Here is an 18,900-nt window from a genome sequence, read left to right as displayed (position 1 = left end):
ATGGCGGGCATCCGAAGCGGCATCGGGCTATTCTGGGCCCATGCCTTCCACTGTTGCCATCGACCTTTCCGCGATCCCCGCCGACCAGCGTGAAGCTGTCGCCGCGGTGCTGCGCGAACGGGATGCGCTCAAGGAGATCAACAGGCGCCTGGAGCACCTGATCGCCGAGTTGAACCACGCGGTTCACGGCAAAAGGTCAGAGAAGCTCCGCGAAGACGAACGGCAACTGGCTTTCGAAGACCTCGAGACAGCCATCTCCGAGGTTGAGGAAAGCCAGGACACGGAGCTCTCCTGTAAAGGCCAAACCCGCCGTCCGGCGCGGCGCAATCGGGGCAACCTGCCGAAAGACCTTCCGCGCATCGAGCGTGTGATCGAACCTGCCAGTCTTGAGTGTCCTTGCGGTTGCGGGGTGATGCACAAAATCGGCGAGGATCGCACGGAGCGACTGGACATCGTGCCCGCACAGTTGCGCGTGATCGTCACCGTTCGCCCCAAATACGCCTGCCGCGCCTGTACAGACGGCGTCACCCAGATGCCGGCACCGGCTCACCTCATCGAAGGCGGCCTGCCGACGGAAGGTGCCATCGCGCATGTTCTGGTCAGCAAGTATGCGGATCATTTGCCCCTGCATCGGCAGAGCCAGATCCTTGCCCGGTCGGGCATCGATATCCATCGGAGCACGCTGGCTGACTGGGTCGGCACTGCCGCGTTCCACCTCGGACCCGTGGTCGACCGGCTGGCCGAACATCTGAAGGTGTCGACCAAGCTGTTCATGGACGAGACCACGGCGCCGGTGCTGGATCCGGGCCGCGGCAAGACGAAGACCGGATATCTATGGGCCTTGGCCCGCGACGACCGCGCCTGGGGAGGGGACGATCCGCCTGGCGTGGTCTTCTTCTATGCGCCCGACCGCCGCGGAGAGAACGCGGAGAAAATCCTGCGTGGCTTCGACGGTGTCCTGCAACTCGACGGCTACCAGGGCTACAACCGCCTGACGCACCCCTCCCGTAAGGGCGGCGAGCCGATCCGCGTGGCGCATTGCTGGGCGCATGCACGGCGGAAACTGAAGGAAGTGTTCGACCGCGACGGCTCCGAGATCGCCGCCGAGGGCCTGCGCCGGATCGCCGAGTTCTACAGGGTCGAGGCTGATATCCGCGGAACGGCGCCCGGGCAGCGGCTCTCGGCCCGGCAGGCCCGCACCGCGCCTCTGGTTGCCGCCTTCGGGGACTGGCTACAAGTGCAACGCCTCCGGGTATCCGCCAAATCCCGCCTCGGCGAGAACCTTGCCTACATCCATCGTCACTGGGACGGTTTGCAGACCTTCCTCCACGACGGCAGTGTCGAGATCGATAGCAACAGTGTCGAGAATTTGATCCGGCCAATTGCCTTGAACAGGAAAAATGCATTGTTCGCCGGCCATGACGAGGGCGGACGCACCTGGGGCCGCATCGCATCGCTCATCGAGACCGCGAAAATCAACAACGCCGAGCCCTTCGCCTATCTCAAGAGGGCCCTCGAGGCCATCGCCGCCGGCCATCCGAAAAGCCGGATCGACGAGCTCCTGCCATGGAACTTCACGCCGTCAAGCTGAAACCCGGTGGGCCGCAGACGGCGCTTACGATGCTGGCCGATTGTTCAAACAACCTCTTCATCAAGCGAGCGGTCGAACATCAAAACCATCTGCGCCGTCTGAATGAGCTGGCATTGTTCTCCAGCCTGACATTCGAGCGGATGCGCGAGTCCTGTGACGAGCATCTGCAAATTTTGGACGCAGTGGAAAATGCCGACAACCAACGTGCTGCCGGACTGATGAGATCACATTTATCTAGAGCAGATTCGACTTATTCCGGGTCATATCCGGCGGCCTCGAAGTAGTGCCGGCATTCCTCAGCGGTGAAGGCTGAGAGGCAATCGGCGACTACCGACCAGAGTTCGTCGATGGTTCGAGCGGCGGCCTTTCTGAGCAGGGCCTTGAGCTTCGAGAAGGCCATCTCGATCGGGTTGAAGTCGGGCGAGTATGGCGGCAGGAACAGGAGCCGCGCCCCGACCTTCTCGATGGCCTCGCGCACTCCGCTGATCCTGTGGCCCGGCAGATTGTCCATGACCACGACATCGCCGGGCCGAAGCTCGGGTGCGAGAACCTGCTCGGCATAGGCCAGGAAGGCCGGCCCGTTCATAGGGCCGTCGAGCAGCATCGGCGCCGCCATGCCGGACAGCCGCAGGCCGGCGGTGAAGGTGGTCGTCTTCCAGTGGCCGTGGGGAACGGCCGCCCTGCATCGCTCGCCGCAAGGCGTTCGCCCTCGCAGCCGGGCCATCTTCGTGGATGCCGCGGTCTCATCGATGAAGATCAGCTTCTCGGGATCGAGATCGAGCTGGCCGTCGAACCAGGCTATGCGGCGGCGAAGGACGTCTGCGCGCTGCTGCTCCGAGGCGTGCGCCGTCTTTTATGGGATGGCCCGCCCCTCCCGCCGGCTCCGAGTTATGGTGCCGGTGTGTTTGAGAGGAAGGAGCGAGCCGATGACTATCGTGACCCTTGGGATTGACCTGGGCAAGAACCTGAACAGCGTGGTGGGCCTGGACGCGGAGGGGCAGGTCGTTCTGCGCCGGCGCGTAAGGCGGGCGACCCTCGCCGAGCTTGCCGGTAGGCTTTCACCCTGCACCGTCGCTATGGAGGCGTGCTGCGGTGCGCATCATGTCGGCCGCCTCTTTGCCGCGAAAGGGCATGAGGTCCGGCTGATGTCGCCCGAGTATGTCCGCCCATACGTCCGCGCACAAAAGAACGACGACAACGATGCGGCGGGGATTGCCGAGGCAGCGACGCGGCCGACCATGCGTTTCGTCGAGCTGAAGAGCCAAGACTGGCTCGACCTGCAGACCCTGCACCGGGCACGCTCTCGTCTGGTGGCAGCGCGCAAGGCGCTCTTGAACCAGTTGCGGGCGATCCTGCTCGAGCGTGGATATACCTTCCGACAGGGGCGCAAGGTTCTTGAACGGGAAATCGATCCGTTCCTCGCCGAGCCGCCTTCAGACCTTTCGACCCGCATCTTGACGCTCATCGGGGACATGCGCGCCGAGTGGCTGTCCCTCGACGAGCGGATCGATGCTTTGAACGGCGATCTGGCCGAGCATGCACATGCCGACGAAGCAGCGAGCCGGCTGACCTCGATACCCGGCATCGGCGCCCTTGGCGCAACCGCGCTGGTTGCGGCCGTCGGAGACGGCGAGGCGTTCCACCGGGCGCGCGACATGCCAGCCTGGCTCGGCCTCGTGCCGAAGCAGATGACGACCGGCGGCAAGCCGCGGCTGCTCAGCATCACCAAGCGCGGGAACACTTACCTCCGCATGTTGTTGATCCATGGGGCGCGTGCGGCGCTGCCGAGCCTCTCCAAACAGGCGACGCCTCTGGGTGAGTGGCTTCGAGGCCTTCTGTCCCGAGCCCATCGCAACGTCGTCATTGTCGCGCTCGCCGCCAAACTCGCCCGCATCGCCTGGGCGAGCCTACGGCGCGGCATCAGCTTCGAACATGGATGGGGACAGGCCGTGGCGGCCTGAAACAAAAGGATCTGCTGCGGCACCAGAAACGGGAGCCGTAGCTAAGCGAGGTTGGCGGAAGGAGGCTGATGGCCGGAAGGGTCGAACACCCGCGTCCCTGGAAACCTGGTTCAAAAAACGGTGCATTGACGCCGGAGCTTTTATGAGGACCAGGACGCGCGGATCTCCATCATGGCGAGGGCCAACGTGCCGCTACGCCGGATACGTTTGTGCACGACCGAACAAAGCCTGACGCAACCGACTTGCCAACGGGGCGGGCCATACGTTTTTGAACGTGATGCCGCGCCGGTCGAGGAACAGCCACACCGTCGAGGGTGCAGCCTCCACGCCGCGCTCGGCGGCAAGGCGCTCCCCGATCTCGGCAAGGGTGATGTCCGGCGCCTCCTCGATCAGGCCGAGGATGAAGGCCTCGTGCGCATCGAGCTTTGAGCGCGACGGCTGGCCCTGCTTGCGAGCTTCCGTCTCGCCGGTCTCCCGATAGCGGCGGTACCAGGCCCCGGCCGTCGAGATTCCGATCCGGAAACGACGCGCCGACTCCCGTGTCGAAACCCCACCCTCTATCGCCGCAATCACCCGACCGCGAAGGTCGCCGCTCAAGCTCCTCGTCATCATCGTCTCCTGCAAATCACCTGCAGTAGTGAATCAGACAACGAACGACCCGGGAATCCTCAAACCGACTCTGCGTTCATCGAAGATGCTCTAGCATTACAGTTGCATTTTCTCTTGGCGTCTGGATCCATGAGTTTCCATGATTCGGAGGTCATGGGATGGCAGGTGCATCGGTCGAGGCGACACTTGAACTTTGGGCGTCTTCGTTGCGGGAAGTGAAGGCGCGGATGCGCCCGTTGTTCACGCAGGAGCGTGTGGCGGCATCAGCGGGACGGTTTTTGGACGGCTTGCTGGGGGAAGAAAGACGCAAGACGGGATGGATGCGTGCGGAAGCGGCAGGCGATCCCGGCCCCTGGCGGCAACAGGCGATCCTGATGCCGTCCTCGTGCTTGATGAAACGGGCTTTCTCAAGCAGGGCAAGGCGTCCTGCGGGGTCGGTCGGCAATACACAGGATCGGCGGGCAAGATTACCAATTGCCAGATTGGCGTGTTCGCGTCCTATGTTTCTCGGCATGGTCATGCCTTCATCGACCGGGCGCTCTATCTGCCGAAGGCCTGGACGGATGACCGAGATCGCTTGGCGGCAGCCCATGTGCCGGAAACCGTCCGCTTTGCCACCAAGCCGGCACTGACGCTCACGATGATTGAGCGGGCGATTGCTTCGAACGTGCCGTTTTCCTGGGTGGCGACCGACAGCGTTTATGGCGTTGGCGACATCGAAATGGCGCTCAAACGAGCAGCCAAGGGCTATGTACTGGGCGTGAACGCCAATCATCCCTTTCGCTCATGGGGCAAACCGCTGGCCGTTGCCGGAACGGCGAATGACATCGCTGAAACCTTACCTGAGAATGCCTGGCGACGGCTATCGGCCGGCGATCGCACCAAAGGCGCGCGACTGCATGATTGGGCCTATCTCAAACTCGCCGATCTTGATGCCGATGATTTCGATGCGGCTTTCGCCGGCATCTGGACGCGCGGGCTGCTGATCCGCCGCAACATCGCCGATGGCGATCCCGCCTTCTTCTCGACCTGGTGTCCGGTTGGCACATCCATGGAAAAGCTGGTGACGGTGGAGGGGCATCGTTGGGCGATCAAAGACAGCTTTGAGACCGCCAGGAACGAGTTTGGCCTCGACCACAACGAAACCCGCTCCTGGCATGGCTGGCATCGCCACGTCTCGCTGGTGATGCTCGCTTTCGCCATGATGGCCGTCATTCGCCATCGTGCCAACGCCATGCCGCCCCCAAAAACGATGCGGCGCGCAAGACGCAAAATCGGCAATTGATCCGCTGGTCGATCCAGGAAATCCGACGCATCGCCACGCGCCTTGCCCGACGACGCATCCAACCCGCCCACATCATCGCATGGTCGCTGTGGCGAAGAGCTCATCAGGCCGCAGCTCGACAAGCCCACCTCAAATCAAAAACGCAACTGTAATGCTAACCCAAGCGAACCTGCGCCCTTGGTGCTGTGGGAGCACCATCTATCGCGCAATCAATGCACGTCGTAAAAGATCCGAAAGCCGGAATTGCAGCCACCGCTGTCTGCGGCGAGTGCCATACGCGCAGCGATTCGATAGCGGTAGCAATAGCTGATGTGGCAGAGGAAACTACCGCCTTTCATGAGCTTTTGGTTTTCAGCGCGCGAAGCGGTGTTTCGCGCTTTTGCCGCCTTGGATGATGAGCGGATGCGGAATGGCTCTGCTGTCCATTCCCAGACATTTCCCGCCATATCAAAAAGCCCGGCCTCATTTGCCGGAAAGAAACCGATGGGCGAGGTCCCCGCCCAACCGTCAGCGGCGGTGTTCTGCATTGGAAATTTACCTTGAAAGATATTCGCAGGCATGAAGTCGGTCTCGTCCGGCTCGGCCTCGCCCCAGGGGAAGCGGCGGTCATCTGATGCGCCGCTGCGTGCTGCGTGCTCCCATTCTGCTTCGGTTGGAAGGCGTCCGCCTGCCCATGTCGCAAAAGCCTTTGCGTCTTCCCATGCAATATGCACCACGGGGTGGTCGGCGCGATGCTCGATAGAGCTCCCGGGCCCTTCGGGCGCAAACCAGCATGCGCCACGGACGATGCCCCACCAAGGCGCCCCACCACCACCCGGCGGTTCGCGTGTCGGATCGTCCAGCAGCCCGCGAAAGACCGTGCCCCAGCCGTGCCGTTCGGCCACGGTGACGTAGCCTGTGGCCGCGACGAAGCCTGCGAAACGGGCGTTGGTCACAGGGGCCGTGTCGACCTCAAAGGGCTTGAGACGGTGGGTGCGGATCAGCCCCTCGCCATCCCCGTGGATCACCGGGTGCGCCGTACCCGTCTGGGCCCTGCCACCCTCAAAGCGTTTACGGGCCGGGGGCGTATTGTCGGCGATTTCAATGATCTCTGCAGGAACCGCGGGCTGGCCAGGCGCGTCAAGCGCCTGCCGCTGAGGGCCGCAGCAGCCCATAGGTCAGGCAGCCTGTTGAAGGCTGGCAATCACCGCCTTGCTGTCGTGGCGCGGAACATCCCCAATCTCGGCCATTTTGGCGTCGAGTTTGCCCAGCATCTCCTCGAAAATCGAAGCATGGGCAGGGTCATGGGCCAGATTTGTCAGCTCATGCGGATCTGCCTCGCAGTCAAAAAGCTCCCATTCGGGCTGCGCATCACCATCATTAGCGCCAATCTGGCCAAGTCCCTCGGCATACCAGTAGATCAGCTTGTAGCGCGCCGAGCGGACGCCGTAATGGGCGTAGGCGTTGTGGATATCGTCCATATTCATCCAGTAGCGGTGATAGGCCACCTCCTGCCAATTCGCGCCGGCGTCGCCTTCGAACAGACTGCGAAGGGACGCGCCCTGCATATAGGTCGGCACCGGCACGCCCGCGTAATCGAGGAAGGTCGGCGCGAAGTCGACGTTACAAGCGATGTCCTTGGACACGGTCCCGGGCCTGATCCCCGCCGGATAGCGCACAAGAAAGGGCATCTGCAGCGACTCTTCATACATGAACCGTTTGTCGAACCAGCCGTGTTCGCCGAGGAAAAAGCCCTGATCGGACGTGTAAATGACGATGGTATCTTCGGCGATGCCTTCGGACTCCAGCCAGTCCAGCATGCGGCCCACATTGTCATCCAGAGCCGCGACCGTGCGCAGGTAGCGCTTGATGTAGCGTTGGTATTTGAAGTGATCGAGCGCTTCTTTGGTCTCAAATGTGTAACGTTCGCCTGTCTTTCGGTCGATCAGCTCAAGGCCCCGGTGATCATGGGGAATCTTGCGCATGTCGCTGCCGGGTTTTTCCTTTTCGCCGATCTCCGCTCCGCCTTCAGGCAAGACAAGGCCAAGGTCTTCATAAGTCATATCCTGGCGCACACGCATCTTGGCGGCGGCGGCCGCTTCGGCGCGGCCTGTGTAGTCGTCATTGTAGGTGTCGGGCACTGGCAGGTCGTCGACATAAAGGTCATCGTAACGAGGATGGGGCACGAAGGGCCGGTGCGGCGCCTTGTGGTGGCACATCATGAAGAACGGACGGTCCTTGTCGCGGGCCTTGAGGAAATCAAGGCACTTGTCGGTGATGATGTCGGTGGCATAGCCCGGCTCGACCCGTTCGCCATCGGGCCCGATCATTGGTGGGTCGAAATATTCGCCCTGGCCCGGCACGACGAGCCAATCGTCAAAGCCGGTAGGCTCATGCGCCGCCCCTTCGCCAAGGTGCCATTTGCCGTAGATCGCGGTTTGATAGCCCGCGGCCTGCAAATGCTTGGCCACGTTGGGCAAACGGTTGTCCAGATGCGTGTCCAGCGTCGTGACAAGGTTCACATGGTTATGCGTGCCCGTCAGGATCGCCGCGCGCGAGGGCGTGCAGATAGAATTCGTAACGTAACAATGATCCAGCCGCATCCCTTCCTGGGCGAGCCGATCAATATTGGGCGTGTGATTCAGCCCCGATCCATAGGCCGAAATGGCGTTCGCCGCATGATCGTCGCACATGATAAAGAGGAAGTTGGGGCGGGTCATCGAAACGTTCCTATGCTGGCACGCCCGTCCCATAAAGGAGTGGAACGGGCGATATCCGGATCTTAGTTGTCAGTGTAGAACTGACCAAGATAGAACTCATCGGCAGGAAGCGGATCTTCGATCTTGCCGAATTGCTCATAGAGGCCGGCAAGGGTGCCGAACCAATTGGCCACCTGACCACCTTCGCTCAGTTCCTCATATTCTGCGCTGCTAGGAAGACGAGCAAGTTTGGATTCCGCCAGGAGCGGCTCTTCCGGTGCGCCAAGGAACGCAGCCGTAATCGCGACAGCCTCTTCCGGATTATCGCGGCGGAAATCGTTGGCTTCTTTGATGACAGCCACAACCTGCCGGATCACCTCTTCGTCGCCTGCGCGATCATCGCTGACGATGAAGGAGGACGGGAATGCGATTTCCGGGAAGAATGCCTCGTTCGAGCTCAGCTCGTTCAGGTCAGGCACGCGCTGTTTGATCACATCAACAAAAGGATACCAAATGCCGGCGGCATCCACCTGCCCGGAGGCGAAGGCACTGACGACGGTGGAAGGATCCATGGAGACGATTTCCACGTCATCCGTACTCATGCCAGCCTCTTCGAGGGCCAGGCGCAGCAGCATATCGCCAGAGGTGCCTTCAGGGACTGCGACCCGGAGGCCAGCAAGGTCTTCGATACTTTCGATGCCCGGCTGAGCGATCACGCGATCAGTGTAGCCCAAAGCGTTCGGTGCAATCACCTTGGCCTGACCGGATGCGGGCAGCCAAAGGGCACCCGGCCCGATATAAGCAAAATCAAGCGAGCCCGCGTTGAGCGCCTGAACCTGAATGGGACCATTGGTAAAGACGGAGAGCTCTGCCTCCAGACCATACTTCTCCCACAGGTCCTGTTCCGTGGCGATGGCCGCGATGGATGCACCGAAATAATCGGCGATGTACCCCATGCGGATTTCCTCCAACTCCTGGGCCGAAAGCGGTGCCGCCAGAACGGCGGCTATTGCAGCACCCATGAGACTTCTCTTGGTAATCATCACAAACTCCTCCTTGAAGTGATGGCTCACGCAGCCCGTTCGGGACGGTGATAGACCGCCCGCCAGACGCGATTTCTGATCTCGGTGAACTCCGGAGACAGACGGATTTCTTCGGTCCGTGGGAACGGCAGGTTCACGTCGATGATTTCTTGCAGACGGCCCGGATTGGCCGCGAGGACGATCACGCGGTGCGCGATATAGACGGCTTCGTCCACGTCATGGGTGATGAACATCACCGTCCGCTTGTCCTTGGACCACGTGTCCAAGAGCTGGTCCTGAAGTCTGACGCGGGTCAGCGCGTCCAACGCGCCGAAGGGCTCATCCATCAGCAGGACGGACGGATTGACCGCATAGGCGCGCGCGATGGCGCAGCGCTGCTTCATGCCACCTGACAAGGTCTTGGGATAGGCATCTGCAAAATCCGCAAGCCCCACAAGACTCAGATAATGCATGGCGGTCTCGTGCCGTTCTTGTGCGTTCTGACCCTGAATTTTCAGCCCGAATTCCACGTTTTCGCGCACGGTCATCCAAGGGAACAGCGCATATTGCTGAAAGATGACACCGCGGTCCGGGCCCGGGCCCGTTACGGGCGTGCCATCCACCAGAACCTCGCCCGCCGAATAGGAAATAAGGCCTGCGACCATGTTCATGGCGGTGGATTTGCCGCAGCCAGAGGGTCCGACCACTGTGACAATCTCACCGTCCGCGATGTCGAGGGTGAGGTCTCCGATCGCGACGAACGCATCGGCATCGGTGCCGAAGACCTTGCGAGTGTTCTTGAACGAGATTTTCGGGGCGGTCATGGTGTCAGACCCTTTCCTGCCAGTGGGTCAGCCGTTCTTCTGCGAAGACAACGACCTTATCCATGAGAAGCCCAAGGATGCCGATCATCACGAGGCTGACGAAAATCGTGGGCAGATCATAGTAAAGCTGTGCCTGCTGCATCCGGAACCCAAGGCCGGATTGCGCAGCGATCAGTTCAGCTGCGACAACCGTGGCCCAGGCCGAGCCCAGCCCGATGCGGAAGCCGACAAGGATGAACGGCGTCGATGCCGGGATGATCACCTTGCGGAAAATCGTGCTGTCACTGGCCCCCAGAACGCGCGCCGCGTTGATGTAGGTGCGATCAACACTGACCACGCCCTGATAGGTCGACACGACAGCGGACAAGAATGCCGCAAGAAAGATCACGAAAATCTTGGGGGTTTCATCAATCCCCATCATCACGATGGCCAGCGGGATGATGGCCAGCGGCGGAATGACGCGAAAGAACTGGATCCAAGGATCGATGATGACCCGCGCAATCCGGTACCAGCCCATCAGGAAGCCCACCGGAACAGCCAGCACCGCGCCGATCGCAAAACCGATCAGAACCCGTTGGAGCGACGCAAGAATATCCACCCAGAGCTGCCCGTCGACGGCCAACTCTATGGTGCGGGACAGGACCGACCAAGGGCTCGGCAGCTCAGAGAGCCCGCCAAGGGTGGCAAGCCACCATAGACCAATGCCCCCCGCAAAAGAGAGCGCGCCCCCAAAAAGCGCCCCGAATGAGCGGTTCAGCTTGCGTGCCTTGTCGGGCGCAGAAGTGTCGGCGACAGCAGTCACAAGATATCCTTACAGGTTAGGCGCGATTTGCGTGGTTTGATGAGCGGCCAAGATGGGCCGGGCCGCTGGAAAAGAAGAACGTATCAAGGGCAATACAGGCAGCCCCCTGAACGCCCGAGGGCGTGGCGAGGCTCGCCCGTTCAATGGCAAGGTTCGCCCGTTGCTGAGGCATGACACGCGGAGGCAGATCCTTGCGCAATTCGGCGACGAAGTGATCCGGCGCTGTCAGAAAATCCCCGCCCAACACGATCGTCTCCGGACCGAGCAAGGTGACGGTCGTGGCCAAGGCCTGCACGAAGTACTCGTATATCTCGGACCAGCCTTCGACCTGCATGGCAGTGGAAATCAGTTGCGATGAGGGAATGTCATCCCGTCCGACCATCTGCCTGAGGGGCGCTTCGGAAAAGTACCGCTCAAGACACCCCGTGCCGCTGCACCTGCACAGTGGCCCGTTGGGGTCGACCACAACATGACCAATTTCCACGATCGACGTCCGCTCGTGAGCGCCGGTTTTGACATAGCCGCCGCCGATCCCCTTCCCCAGCAGAAGATAAAGCAGGCTTTCGCTGCCTTTCCACGCGCCATACCGGGCCTCTGCTATGGCGATTGCCGTTGCATTGTGAGACAGGATGGCAGGCAGACCCAAAGCGGCTTCAAACATCTTGGCGAATGGCACATTGCGCCAACCCGCCAGAACGGAATGCGTGTTGATCCGGCCCTCTTCGTCAACGCTGCCGGGAACACCCACGCCAACCCCAAGCAATTGGTCAAAGGGGATACGGGCGGCCGTGACCACGCCGCGGGCAACGGCGACAGCTCTTTCCACGACGTCAGTCTCCGAAGCAGATGCGCCGTAGTCGACAGTGTCTTCGGACAGCACCTGCATCGCAAGATTGCAGACAGCAACATGTGCTCGGACCGGGCTGAGATGGATGGCGAGCACATAGCCACCCTGAGGGTGAATAGACACTTCCGTGGCGGGACGACCAAGCGCCGTTTCCTTGCTCGCGCTCTCTCGCAGCAGTCCAGCCTCGTCGAGACTGGCACAAATCTTGGTGACGCCAGCAGACGAAAGTCCCGTCTCTCGTGCAAGATTGGCCCGGGATGTCGGGCCGAAGTCGCGCAGGTGCGTTAGAATTCTGCCGATACCGACGCTCATCAAATGATCGACTCTTTTATTTACTCGGTGAGTAAAATTATGGGTGCGGTTGTGACGAGCTGTCAAGAGAAATGATTTTTCCGGATTACCGTGCAGGTGTCGAAAGGCGGTCTCTCTCGAGAAAACTCCTTAATGCATGCATTTAGGGGACTGCTGAAGCGGTCTATCTAGGCCAGAATGGCGACGAAAAGCTGGTCAATTCCGCTGCTTTGGTCGAGTGCCGACAAGTCCTACTGATGAAGAACTATTGATGACCGACTCAAACACTTAAGAACCGTCCATCAGCTTTCTATATCGGTAGTTGCAGCTTTAGTGGCCGCGCACGCTTCAAACGAAGCAGTAGGGTGAGGTGCTCAATGCCTCCTTTAGGCGTCCTCACAAGGACCAAGGTCGGCTTTCTGGCACCAAACAGCTATTCGCGAATAGTGCAGTATTTGGGAGGTATGATGAAGGTTTTTCGATGCGGGCCATGGCGCGGATGTGCGTGTGAGCGGGATCTTGGCCCGCGTTGGAAAACCTCGCAAGGTGGAAGCCGCGGGGAGCTTGGCGCGGTCTATGCTATAGCGCTTTGTGTGGATCTTTCGCATCCGTGTGCCGCGCGGCAACTGGTTCAGCCCATTGCGTCGCAGAATGCGATAGACGTTGGCATCCGATATCCAGATGTCGGGATAGCGCTTGAAGGTACCAGACGATCCGCACCGGCCCCAGATGGTAGGTCCGCCGCAGGTGCAGCACCTTCTTCTCGATCTCCGGTGCCGTCTTGTTGGCTGGCTTTTTTGGGATCGGGCGCTGTTTGACGGGCTCGACTGGCGCAAGGTCAGGGCGCTGGAGGCGCGCAGGCCAGCTGCGGCAGAATGAATCAGGGCATCGAAAAGGCGCGCATTTACAGGCGCTTCAGGGTATATTGGGAGCATGACTACCGCTGCTGCCAAAGACCTCGACCTCTCCGTTTTGCCGCCCGATTACCGCGCGGCATTCGAGGCCTTGCAGGCGACAGCCGCGCGTGTGGCTGAGCTTGAAGAGATCAACAAACGCCTTGAGTATCTGGTGGCGGAGCTGAACCATGTGGTGCATGGCAAGAAGTCCGAGAAGCTGAGCGAAGATGAGCGGCAGCTGGCGTTCGAGGACCTCACCATTGCCGTCTCCGAGACCGAGGAACAAAAGCGCCAGCAAACGCCCAACACCGATAAGCCCAAGCGCAAACGGGTCGCCAAACGCAATCGCGGCAACCTGCCTGAAAACCTGCCGCGCATCGAGCAGATCGTTGAGCCCGACAGCCTGGAATGCCCCTGTGGCTGCGGGCAGATGCACAAGATCGGCGAGGATCGCGCCGAGCGGCTGGACATCGTGCCGGCGCAGCTGCGCGTGATCGTCACCGTGCGCCCGAAATATGCCTGCCGCGCCTGCACCGATGGCGTCACCCAGGCACCGGCGGTCCCGTATCTGATCGAGGGCGGCCTGCCGACCGAGGGTGCCATCGCCCATGTGCTGGTCAGCAAATACGCCGACCATCTTCCGCTATATCGGCAAAGCCAGATCCTCGCCCGCTCGGGTATCAATATCCATCGCGGCACGCTGGCGGATTGGGTCGGTGTTGCCGCGTTCCACCTCAGGCCCGTGGTGGATCGGCTGGCCGAGCATCTGAAGACGTCCACCAAGCTGTTCATGGACGAGACCACGGCGCCGGTGCTCGATCCGGGGCGCGGCCGCACCAAGACCGGGTATCTCTGGGCATTGGCCCGCGACGACCGCAGATGGGGCGGTGACGATCCGCCGGGGGTGGTCTATTTTTACGCCCCCGGACGCGGCGGTGAAAATGCCGAGCGCTTCCTCACCGGCTTTGACGGAATCCTGCAGCTCGACGGCTACCAGGGTTACAACCGCCTGACCAAACCCTCGCGAAAGGGCGGCGCGCCTATTCGCGTGGCCCATTGCTGGGCCCATGCAAGGCGCAAGCTGAAAGAGGTCTTTGACCGCGACAGCTCTGAAATCGCCGCCGAGGGGCTGCGCCGCATTGCCGAGTTCTATGCCGTTGAAGCCGACATTCGTGGCATCGACGCTGGACACCGGCTCTCCGCCCGGCAGGTGCGAACCGCGCCCCTGGTCGCCGCGTTCGGCGACTGGCTGCAGCAGCAGCGCCTGCGCGTCTCGGCGAAATCAAGGCTGGGCGAGAAGCTCTCCTACATTCATAACCAATGGGACGGGCTGCAGACCTTCCTGCATGATGGCCGCGTCGAGATCGACTCCAACAATGTCGAGAATCTGATCCGCCCGATTGCGTTGAACAGAAAAAACGCGCTCTTCGCCGGGCACGACGAGGGCGGCAAGGCATGGGGCCGGATCGCCTCGTTGATCGAGACCGCGAAGATCAACGGTATCGAACCCTTCGCCTATCTCACGGCCACGCTCGAAGCCATCGCACGCGGTCATCCGCAAAGCCGCATCGACGACCTGATGCCGTGGAACTTCAAGCTGTCAAGCTGAAACCGAAGTGCCGTCCAGCTTGCGCTTACGATGGTTTCGATGTCGTTGAGTTCAGGAACGTCTGAAAAACCTCCCGATTTTCGCCTGATCTGGTAGACTTAGGCATCCTTTCAAGGAGCCCCACCAGATGCCGAAACAGCCCGCCTTTCCCGGTCTTCGCGACGCGATGAAGAAGAAGCAGACGCGGCGGGAACTGTTCTTGGCTGAGATGGATGCGGTGGTTCCCTGGGGTCGGCTGATTGCGCTGATCGTGCCGCACTATCCCAAGGCCGGGCCAAAGGGCGGCCGCCCACCGATGCCTCTGGAGATGATGCTGCGGGTGTATTTTCTGCAGAACTGGTATGCGCTGAGCGACCCGATGGCAGAAGAGACGCTGTATGACAGCGAAGCAATGCGCCGCTTTGCCGGCATCGAGTTGGGCGATGACCGGATCCCTGACGAGACCACCATCCTCAACTTCCGCCATCTGCTGGAGCGGCACGGGCTGACGCAAGCGATCTTTGCGGACGTGAATGCGCATCTGTCCGACAAGGGCATCACCCTGCGCTCGGGCACCCTGGTGGATGCGACGATCATCGACGCGCCGTCCTCGACCAAGAACAAGGCCAAGGCGCGCGCCCCCGAGATGTCATCCACGAAAAAGGGCAACGACTGGTATTTCGGCATGAAGGCGCACATCGGCGTGGATGCCGACAGCGGCGTGACCCACAGCCTCGAGACCTCGACCGCCAAGCTTCACGACAGTCAGGTATGGGACGAACTGCTGCACGGCGAGGAGACGTCGGTCTGGGCCGACAAGGGCTATGTCAGCGCCGAACGCGAGGCGGCGTTCAAGGTGTCAAGAGACACCCAGTCTTACGATCTAAGGCGCCGGGCAAGGTCTGGGGGGTCATGCGCAAGGCGCCAAAGGGCGGCGAACTGCATCCCGTCGATGCGCAGATCAACCGTGTCATCGCCATGGTCCGCGCCAAGGTCGAGCACCCCTTCCGCGTCATCAAACGCCAGTTCGGCCTTGTGAAGACCCGCTACCGGGGACTTGCCAAAAACCGCGCCCAGCTCTTCACCCTGTTCGCGCTCGGCAACCTCTTCTTGGTGCGACGGAGGCTGATGGCATGAGGACGAGAGTCTGCCCGACAACCGCCAAACCGCCGCTCAGGCGGGCCTGAAACGGAGCAATTCGGGTGAAAAAACTGATTGGCCCCCTGCCATGGCGCTCAGGCCACCATCTCGGCGCAGCCGAACGCGTTGATCAGGCGCTCCTTCAGGTGCGTATTCGGGCAGCCACTTGACACTCAACCAATGGGCGCGCGCCGCGAGCGCGGCCTTGGTCGCCTTGCTGGTATGGATCGGTCCGTTGCCCGGCACGATGACGACGGGCCTTTGGCATTGGCCGGGTTTGGGCCCGGGTCTTGGGCCATGGCGATGATCGGGTTCTTCCAGAAAGGCTGCGAAGTCGGCGCTGCGCCTGGTTCTGGCGGTGGCGACGATCAGCCGGCGGTCGCGCCAGTCGAGCGCGCCCATCATCGCGACCTTTTTGGCCTGACCGGGTGCCTCTACGCGCAGGTCTGCGCCGCGTTTGGCCCAGGCTCGGGCGAGACAGGCGCTGGCGAGATGGGGATGGGTCAGCGCCTCGCTTTCGTCGGCAAACAGCAGCACGATGTCACCGGTTGCGGCCTGCGCCTTGCGCAGGGCAAGCCTCAGGCCGACACGACCCGACCTCGTCCGCGCATTGACGGCCTTTCAGCCTGTGCCGGGGCCGCCGGAAGCTGAACCCCCCTTTTTGCGCAGCACCTTTGAGAGCTGCGAGCGTGAAATGCTGAGGCCTTCGGATCGCGCAATCTCGCCTGCGAGGCGTGCCAACGTCCGGTTTCGGCGATCCTCCACCGGTGCCGACAGGAGCGGAGCGGCGCCCCTGAGAGCGGCCTTGGGCCTTCAGTGGCACAGGCCCAGGCGCGATGCGCGCCCTCAGGGCATCGACCCCGCCCCGAACAAGATCGCTGCGCCATAACCGAACCGTATCCTCGCGCACCCCGAAGGCTTGCGCGATCCGCGCGCTCGTCCAGCCGTCCAGCGTCAGAAGCAGCGCACGCGCACGATCCGCCTCGGCTCGATCCGCGCCCTGCGCCAAAGCCTTCAACGCTGTCTTCTGATCTTCAGTCGCCGTTACAGGGGATCTTCCAGCCATGACAAGCCTCCGCCAAACCAGGCGAAAACTGAATCACAACCGTAATCCATTGGCCAGCCCGCGCGAACCTGCTTAGGCTCCAGACTCATTGATGATCAAAGCCAGAAGAGGACGGTTGCGGCTAGGTCGACAGCGGAGAGGAAGACCTTCGGGCATCTGTCGTAGCGCGTGGCGACCCTGCGCCAGTCCTTGAGCCTCCCGAACATGATCTCGATCCTGTTGCGGCGTTTGTATCGGCGCGTGTCGTATTTGACGGGCGTCGCGCGCGACTTCCGGCCAGGGATGCACGGTGTTATCCCCTTGTTTGGCAATTATTTTCTGAGCCAGTCGGCGTCATGACCCCGGTCTGCCAGCAACCATGTTGCCGCTGGCAAGCCACCCGGCAGGGCTGCGGCTCCGGTATGGTCACTGACTGGCCCGGCGGTCATGAAGAACCGGATGGGTCGCCCGTTCTCGTCGGTAACAGCGGGACTATCCTGAATTTTGTGCTCTGACGTGGTAACTGCTCTCAGGTCGAGAAATCCGTGCGCGGGAGGGATGCGGACGTGCGGTTGGCCGCCCGGCGCGAACACGCAGCCCCGATCATCGCCGCACTCACGCCCTGGCTCGAGGCCCAGATCTCGCGCATTCCGCAGAAATCCCAGCTGGCCGAGGACATCCGCTACACCCTCGCGCACTGGCCCGGCCTGATCCGCTTCCTCGACGATGGCAGCCTCGAGCGGGACACCAATCCGGTCGAAAATCAGATCAGACCGATTGCCCTGACGCGGAAGAACGCGCTCTTCGCGGGCAATGAGGTCGGCGCCGAAAACTGAGCCACGCCCGCCTCGCTGGTCGCCACCTGCAAGATGTCCGGCGTCAACCCGGTCGACTACCTCGACGCCACCCTCCGCGCCATCCTCGACGGCCACCCGCAAAGCGGCATCGAAGACCTGATGCCGTGGTGTTACGCGCCGCCGTCAAGCCTCATCGCATAGGGTAGCGCCGTAGCGCTTACGAAGTTCCGCACGGTCAGCGGGGTTCAAATACAAACAAATGTCATCGCGTCTCATAGCCAGACAGTGACACACCTGATCAAAAAAGGGGAATCCTTCGTCAGGTGGGGAACACTAGAAGAAGGCCTGCAGACCTGTCTGGGCCCGACCGATGATCAGGGCATGCACGTCGTGCGTGCCTTCATAGGTATTGACCGTCTCAAGATTCACCATGTGGCGGATCACACCGAACTCGGCCGAGATGCCGTTGCCTCCGTGCATGTCGCGGGCGTGTCGGGCGATGTCCAGCGCCTTGCCGCAGTTGTTGCGCTTGATGACCGAGATCATCTCGGGTGCCATGCGCCCCTCTTCGAACAGCCGTCCGACCCGCAAGCAGGCCTGAAGCCCGAGCGAAATCTCGGTCAGCATATCGGCCAGCTTCTTCTGATAAAGCTGCGTCTGCGCCAGCGGCCTGCCGAACTGCTTGCGATCGAGCCCGTAGCTGCGGGCGGCGTGCCAGCAGGCCTCGGCAGCTCCCATGACGCCCCATGCAATGCCATAGCGCGCACGATTCAGGCAGCCGAACGGACCGGACAGGCCCTCGACATCGGGCAGCAAGGCCTCTTCACCGACCTCGACACCTTCCATCACGATTTCACCCGTGATCGATGTCCGCAAGCTGACCTTCTTGCCGATCTTCGGCGCAGACAGGCCCTTCATTCCCTTCTCGAGCACGAAGCCTCGAATCCTGCCACCATGGGCGTCGGACTTTGCCCAGACGACAAAGACATCCGCGATCGGGCTGTTCGAGATCCACATCTTGGTGCCTGTCAGCCTGTAGCCACCGTCGATCTTCTCGGCACGGGTCTTCATCGAACCGGGGTCGGACCCGGCATCGGGTTCGGTGAGGCCGAAACAGCCGATATACTCGCCGCGCGCGAGCTTGGGCAGGTATTTCCTGCGCTGTTCCTCGGAGCCGTAGGCGAAAATCGGATACATCACGAGGCTCGACTGCACCGACATCATCGAGCGATAGCCACTGTCAACACGCTCCACCTCACGGGCGGCGAGGCCATAGCTCACATAGCCCGCGCCGATCCCGCCATATTCTTCAGGCACCGTCACGCCAAGCAGCCCGAGTTCGCCCATCTCGCGGAAAATCTCGGGGTCGGTTTCCTCGGCAAGGAAGGCGTTCTCGACGCGCGGTTGCAGCTTTTCCTGCGCATAGGCAAAGGTGCTGTCGCGGATCATCCGCTCTTCCTCGGTCAACTGGTCGTTCATCAGGAACGGATCGTTCCAGGTGAATGCTTTCGTGTCCGTCATGTG

General features: G+C 61.5%; 16 protein-coding genes and 5 pseudogenes. 8 read left to right on the top strand and 13 right to left on the bottom strand.

Annotated features, from left to right (window positions below; genetic code table 11):
• Positions 1-40: 40 nt before the first annotated feature.
• Positions 41-1,591 (top strand): IS66 family transposase, encoded by a 1,551-nt coding sequence (gene tnpC / locus WA367_RS12900; protein WP_336057181.1) that lies wholly within the window; start codon positions 41-43, stop codon positions 1,589-1,591.
• Positions 1,567-1,875 (top strand): FCD domain-containing protein, encoded by a 309-nt coding sequence (locus tag WA367_RS12895; RefSeq protein ID WP_336057180.1) that lies wholly within the window; start codon positions 1,567-1,569, stop codon positions 1,873-1,875. The genes tnpC (WA367_RS12900) and WA367_RS12895 overlap by 25 nt, the downstream gene beginning before the upstream one ends.
• Here the strand turns inward: WA367_RS12895 and WA367_RS12890 are convergent.
• A pseudogene (locus WA367_RS12890) lies at positions 1,842-2,444 on the bottom strand (IS630 family transposase); the annotation flags it as partial. The gene WA367_RS12895 and the pseudogene WA367_RS12890 sit on opposite strands and share 34 nt — an antisense overlap.
• A 73-nt stretch (positions 2,445-2,517) precedes the next feature.
• On the opposite strand from WA367_RS12890, the gene WA367_RS12885 reads away from it, so the two are divergent.
• Positions 2,518-3,552, top strand: coding sequence for an IS110 family transposase (locus tag WA367_RS12885; RefSeq protein WP_336057179.1), 1,035 nt, complete (start codon positions 2,518-2,520; stop codon positions 3,550-3,552).
• Positions 3,553-3,744: 192 nt separating this feature from the next.
• On the opposite strand, the gene WA367_RS12880 is transcribed toward WA367_RS12885, so the two are convergent.
• Entirely contained in the window at positions 3,745-4,164 is a 420-nt protein-coding gene (locus WA367_RS12880; RefSeq protein WP_336057178.1) for a transposase, read from the bottom strand.
• Positions 4,165-4,300: 136 nt separating this feature from the next.
• On the opposite strand from WA367_RS12880, the pseudogene WA367_RS12875 reads away from it, so the two are divergent.
• Positions 4,301-5,446, top strand: a pseudogene (locus WA367_RS12875) (IS701 family transposase).
• 209 nt (positions 5,447-5,655) lie between these two features.
• Here the strand turns inward: WA367_RS12875 and WA367_RS12870 are convergent.
• The 7 genes and pseudogenes from WA367_RS12870 to WA367_RS12840 form a co-directional block, all read right to left on the bottom strand.
• Positions 5,656-6,600, bottom strand: coding sequence for a formylglycine-generating enzyme family protein (locus tag WA367_RS12870; RefSeq protein ID WP_336057177.1), 945 nt, complete (start codon positions 6,598-6,600; stop codon positions 5,656-5,658).
• A gap of 3 nt (positions 6,601-6,603) precedes the next feature.
• On the bottom strand, positions 6,604-8,145 hold the full coding sequence (locus tag WA367_RS12865) for a sulfatase family protein (RefSeq protein ID WP_336057176.1): 1,542 nt from the start codon (positions 8,143-8,145) through the stop codon (positions 6,604-6,606).
• Positions 8,146-8,207: 62 nt separating this feature from the next.
• Positions 8,208-9,164 carry an aliphatic sulfonate ABC transporter substrate-binding protein gene (locus tag WA367_RS12860; protein WP_442935587.1) on the bottom strand — a complete coding sequence of 319 codons (957 nt, stop codon included), beginning with the start codon at positions 9,162-9,164 and terminating at the stop codon, positions 8,208-8,210.
• A gap of 29 nt (positions 9,165-9,193) precedes the next feature.
• Positions 9,194-9,970, bottom strand: coding sequence for an ABC transporter ATP-binding protein (locus WA367_RS12855; protein ID WP_336057174.1), 777 nt, complete (start codon positions 9,968-9,970; stop codon positions 9,194-9,196).
• 4 nt (positions 9,971-9,974) lie between these two features.
• Positions 9,975-10,727: an ABC transporter permease gene (locus WA367_RS12850; protein WP_336057385.1), complete on the bottom strand. Its 753-nt coding sequence runs from the start codon at positions 10,725-10,727 to the stop codon at positions 9,975-9,977.
• A gap of 61 nt (positions 10,728-10,788) precedes the next feature.
• On the bottom strand, positions 10,789-11,931 hold the full coding sequence (locus WA367_RS12845) for an ROK family transcriptional regulator (protein ID WP_336057173.1): 1,143 nt from the start codon (positions 11,929-11,931) through the stop codon (positions 10,789-10,791).
• Between the two features lie 560 nt (positions 11,932-12,491).
• A pseudogene (locus tag WA367_RS12840) lies at positions 12,492-12,729 on the bottom strand (IS481 family transposase); the annotation flags it as partial.
• Between the two features lie 114 nt (positions 12,730-12,843).
• Between WA367_RS12840 and tnpC (WA367_RS12835) the strand changes: the two are divergent.
• From tnpC (WA367_RS12835) to WA367_RS18190, 3 genes are all read left to right on the top strand, one after another.
• Positions 12,844-14,415, top strand: a complete 1,572-nt coding sequence (gene tnpC / locus WA367_RS12835) for an IS66 family transposase (RefSeq protein ID WP_442935580.1) — start codon at positions 12,844-12,846, stop codon at positions 14,413-14,415.
• Between the two features lie 166 nt (positions 14,416-14,581).
• On the top strand, positions 14,582-15,433 hold the full coding sequence (locus WA367_RS12830) for an IS5 family transposase (protein ID WP_442935579.1): 852 nt from the start codon (positions 14,582-14,584) through the stop codon (positions 15,431-15,433).
• Entirely contained in the window at positions 15,355-15,531 is a 177-nt protein-coding gene (locus tag WA367_RS18190) for a transposase (protein ID WP_442935586.1), read from the top strand. Before WA367_RS12830 ends, WA367_RS18190 begins: the two co-directional genes overlap by 79 nt.
• Before the next feature lie 36 nt (positions 15,532-15,567).
• On the opposite strand, the gene WA367_RS12820 is transcribed toward WA367_RS18190, so the two are convergent.
• From WA367_RS12820 to WA367_RS12815, 3 genes and pseudogenes are all read right to left on the bottom strand, one after another.
• Positions 15,568-16,071: a transposase gene (locus tag WA367_RS12820; protein WP_336057172.1), complete on the bottom strand. Its 504-nt coding sequence runs from the start codon at positions 16,069-16,071 to the stop codon at positions 15,568-15,570.
• A 4-nt stretch (positions 16,072-16,075) separates the two neighbouring features.
• Positions 16,076-16,600 (bottom strand): helix-turn-helix domain-containing protein, encoded by a 525-nt coding sequence (locus WA367_RS18185; RefSeq protein WP_442935578.1) that lies wholly within the window; start codon positions 16,598-16,600, stop codon positions 16,076-16,078.
• Positions 16,601-16,695: 95 nt separating this feature from the next.
• A pseudogene (locus WA367_RS12815) lies at positions 16,696-17,067 on the bottom strand (IS5 family transposase); the annotation flags it as partial.
• Between the two features lie 45 nt (positions 17,068-17,112).
• Between WA367_RS12815 and WA367_RS18180 the strand changes: the two are divergent.
• Positions 17,113-17,577, top strand: a pseudogene (locus tag WA367_RS18180) (IS66 family transposase); the annotation flags it as partial.
• Between the two features lie 132 nt (positions 17,578-17,709).
• Here WA367_RS18180 and WA367_RS12800 read toward each other — a convergent pair.
• Positions 17,710-18,897 carry an acyl-CoA dehydrogenase gene (locus tag WA367_RS12800; protein ID WP_336057171.1) on the bottom strand — a complete coding sequence of 396 codons (1,188 nt, stop codon included), beginning with the start codon at positions 18,895-18,897 and terminating at the stop codon, positions 17,710-17,712.
• Positions 18,898-18,900: the final 3 nt, after the last annotated feature.

The sequence above is a fragment of the Nitratireductor sp. CH_MIT9313-5 genome, assembly GCF_037029545.1.
In the GTDB taxonomy this organism is placed as follows: domain Bacteria; phylum Pseudomonadota; class Alphaproteobacteria; order Rhizobiales; family Rhizobiaceae; genus Chelativorans.
This window is presented reverse-complemented; position numbering and strand designations above follow the sequence as displayed.

Bases quoted from the DNA above. Each gene is read 5' to 3' on its own strand.
- WA367_RS12800 (WP_336057171.1), bottom strand. From the start codon at position 18,897: ATGACGGACACGAAAGCATTCACCTGGAACGATCCGTTCCTGATGAAC.
- WA367_RS12870 (WP_336057177.1), bottom strand. From the start codon at position 6,600: ATGGGCTGCTGCGGCCCTCAGCGGCAGGCGCTTGACGCGCCTGGCCAG.
- WA367_RS12880 (WP_336057178.1), bottom strand. From the start codon at position 4,164: ATGATGACGAGGAGCTTGAGCGGCGACCTTCGCGGTCGGGTGATTGCG.
- WA367_RS12845 (WP_336057173.1), bottom strand. From the start codon at position 11,931: ATGAGCGTCGGTATCGGCAGAATTCTAACGCACCTGCGCGACTTCGGC.
- WA367_RS12855 (WP_336057174.1), bottom strand. From the start codon at position 9,970: ATGACCGCCCCGAAAATCTCGTTCAAGAACACTCGCAAGGTCTTCGGC.
- WA367_RS12885 (WP_336057179.1), top strand. From the start codon at position 2,518: ATGACTATCGTGACCCTTGGGATTGACCTGGGCAAGAACCTGAACAGC.
- WA367_RS18185 (WP_442935578.1), bottom strand. From the start codon at position 16,600: ATGGCTGGAAGATCCCCTGTAACGGCGACTGAAGATCAGAAGACAGCG.
- WA367_RS12865 (WP_336057176.1), bottom strand. From the start codon at position 8,145: ATGACCCGCCCCAACTTCCTCTTTATCATGTGCGACGATCATGCGGCG.
- WA367_RS12895 (WP_336057180.1), top strand. From the start codon at position 1,567: ATGGAACTTCACGCCGTCAAGCTGAAACCCGGTGGGCCGCAGACGGCG.
- tnpC (WP_442935580.1), top strand. From the start codon at position 12,844: ATGACTACCGCTGCTGCCAAAGACCTCGACCTCTCCGTTTTGCCGCCC.
- tnpC (WP_336057181.1), top strand. From the start codon at position 41: ATGCCTTCCACTGTTGCCATCGACCTTTCCGCGATCCCCGCCGACCAG.
- WA367_RS12830 (WP_442935579.1), top strand. From the start codon at position 14,582: ATGAAGAAGAAGCAGACGCGGCGGGAACTGTTCTTGGCTGAGATGGAT.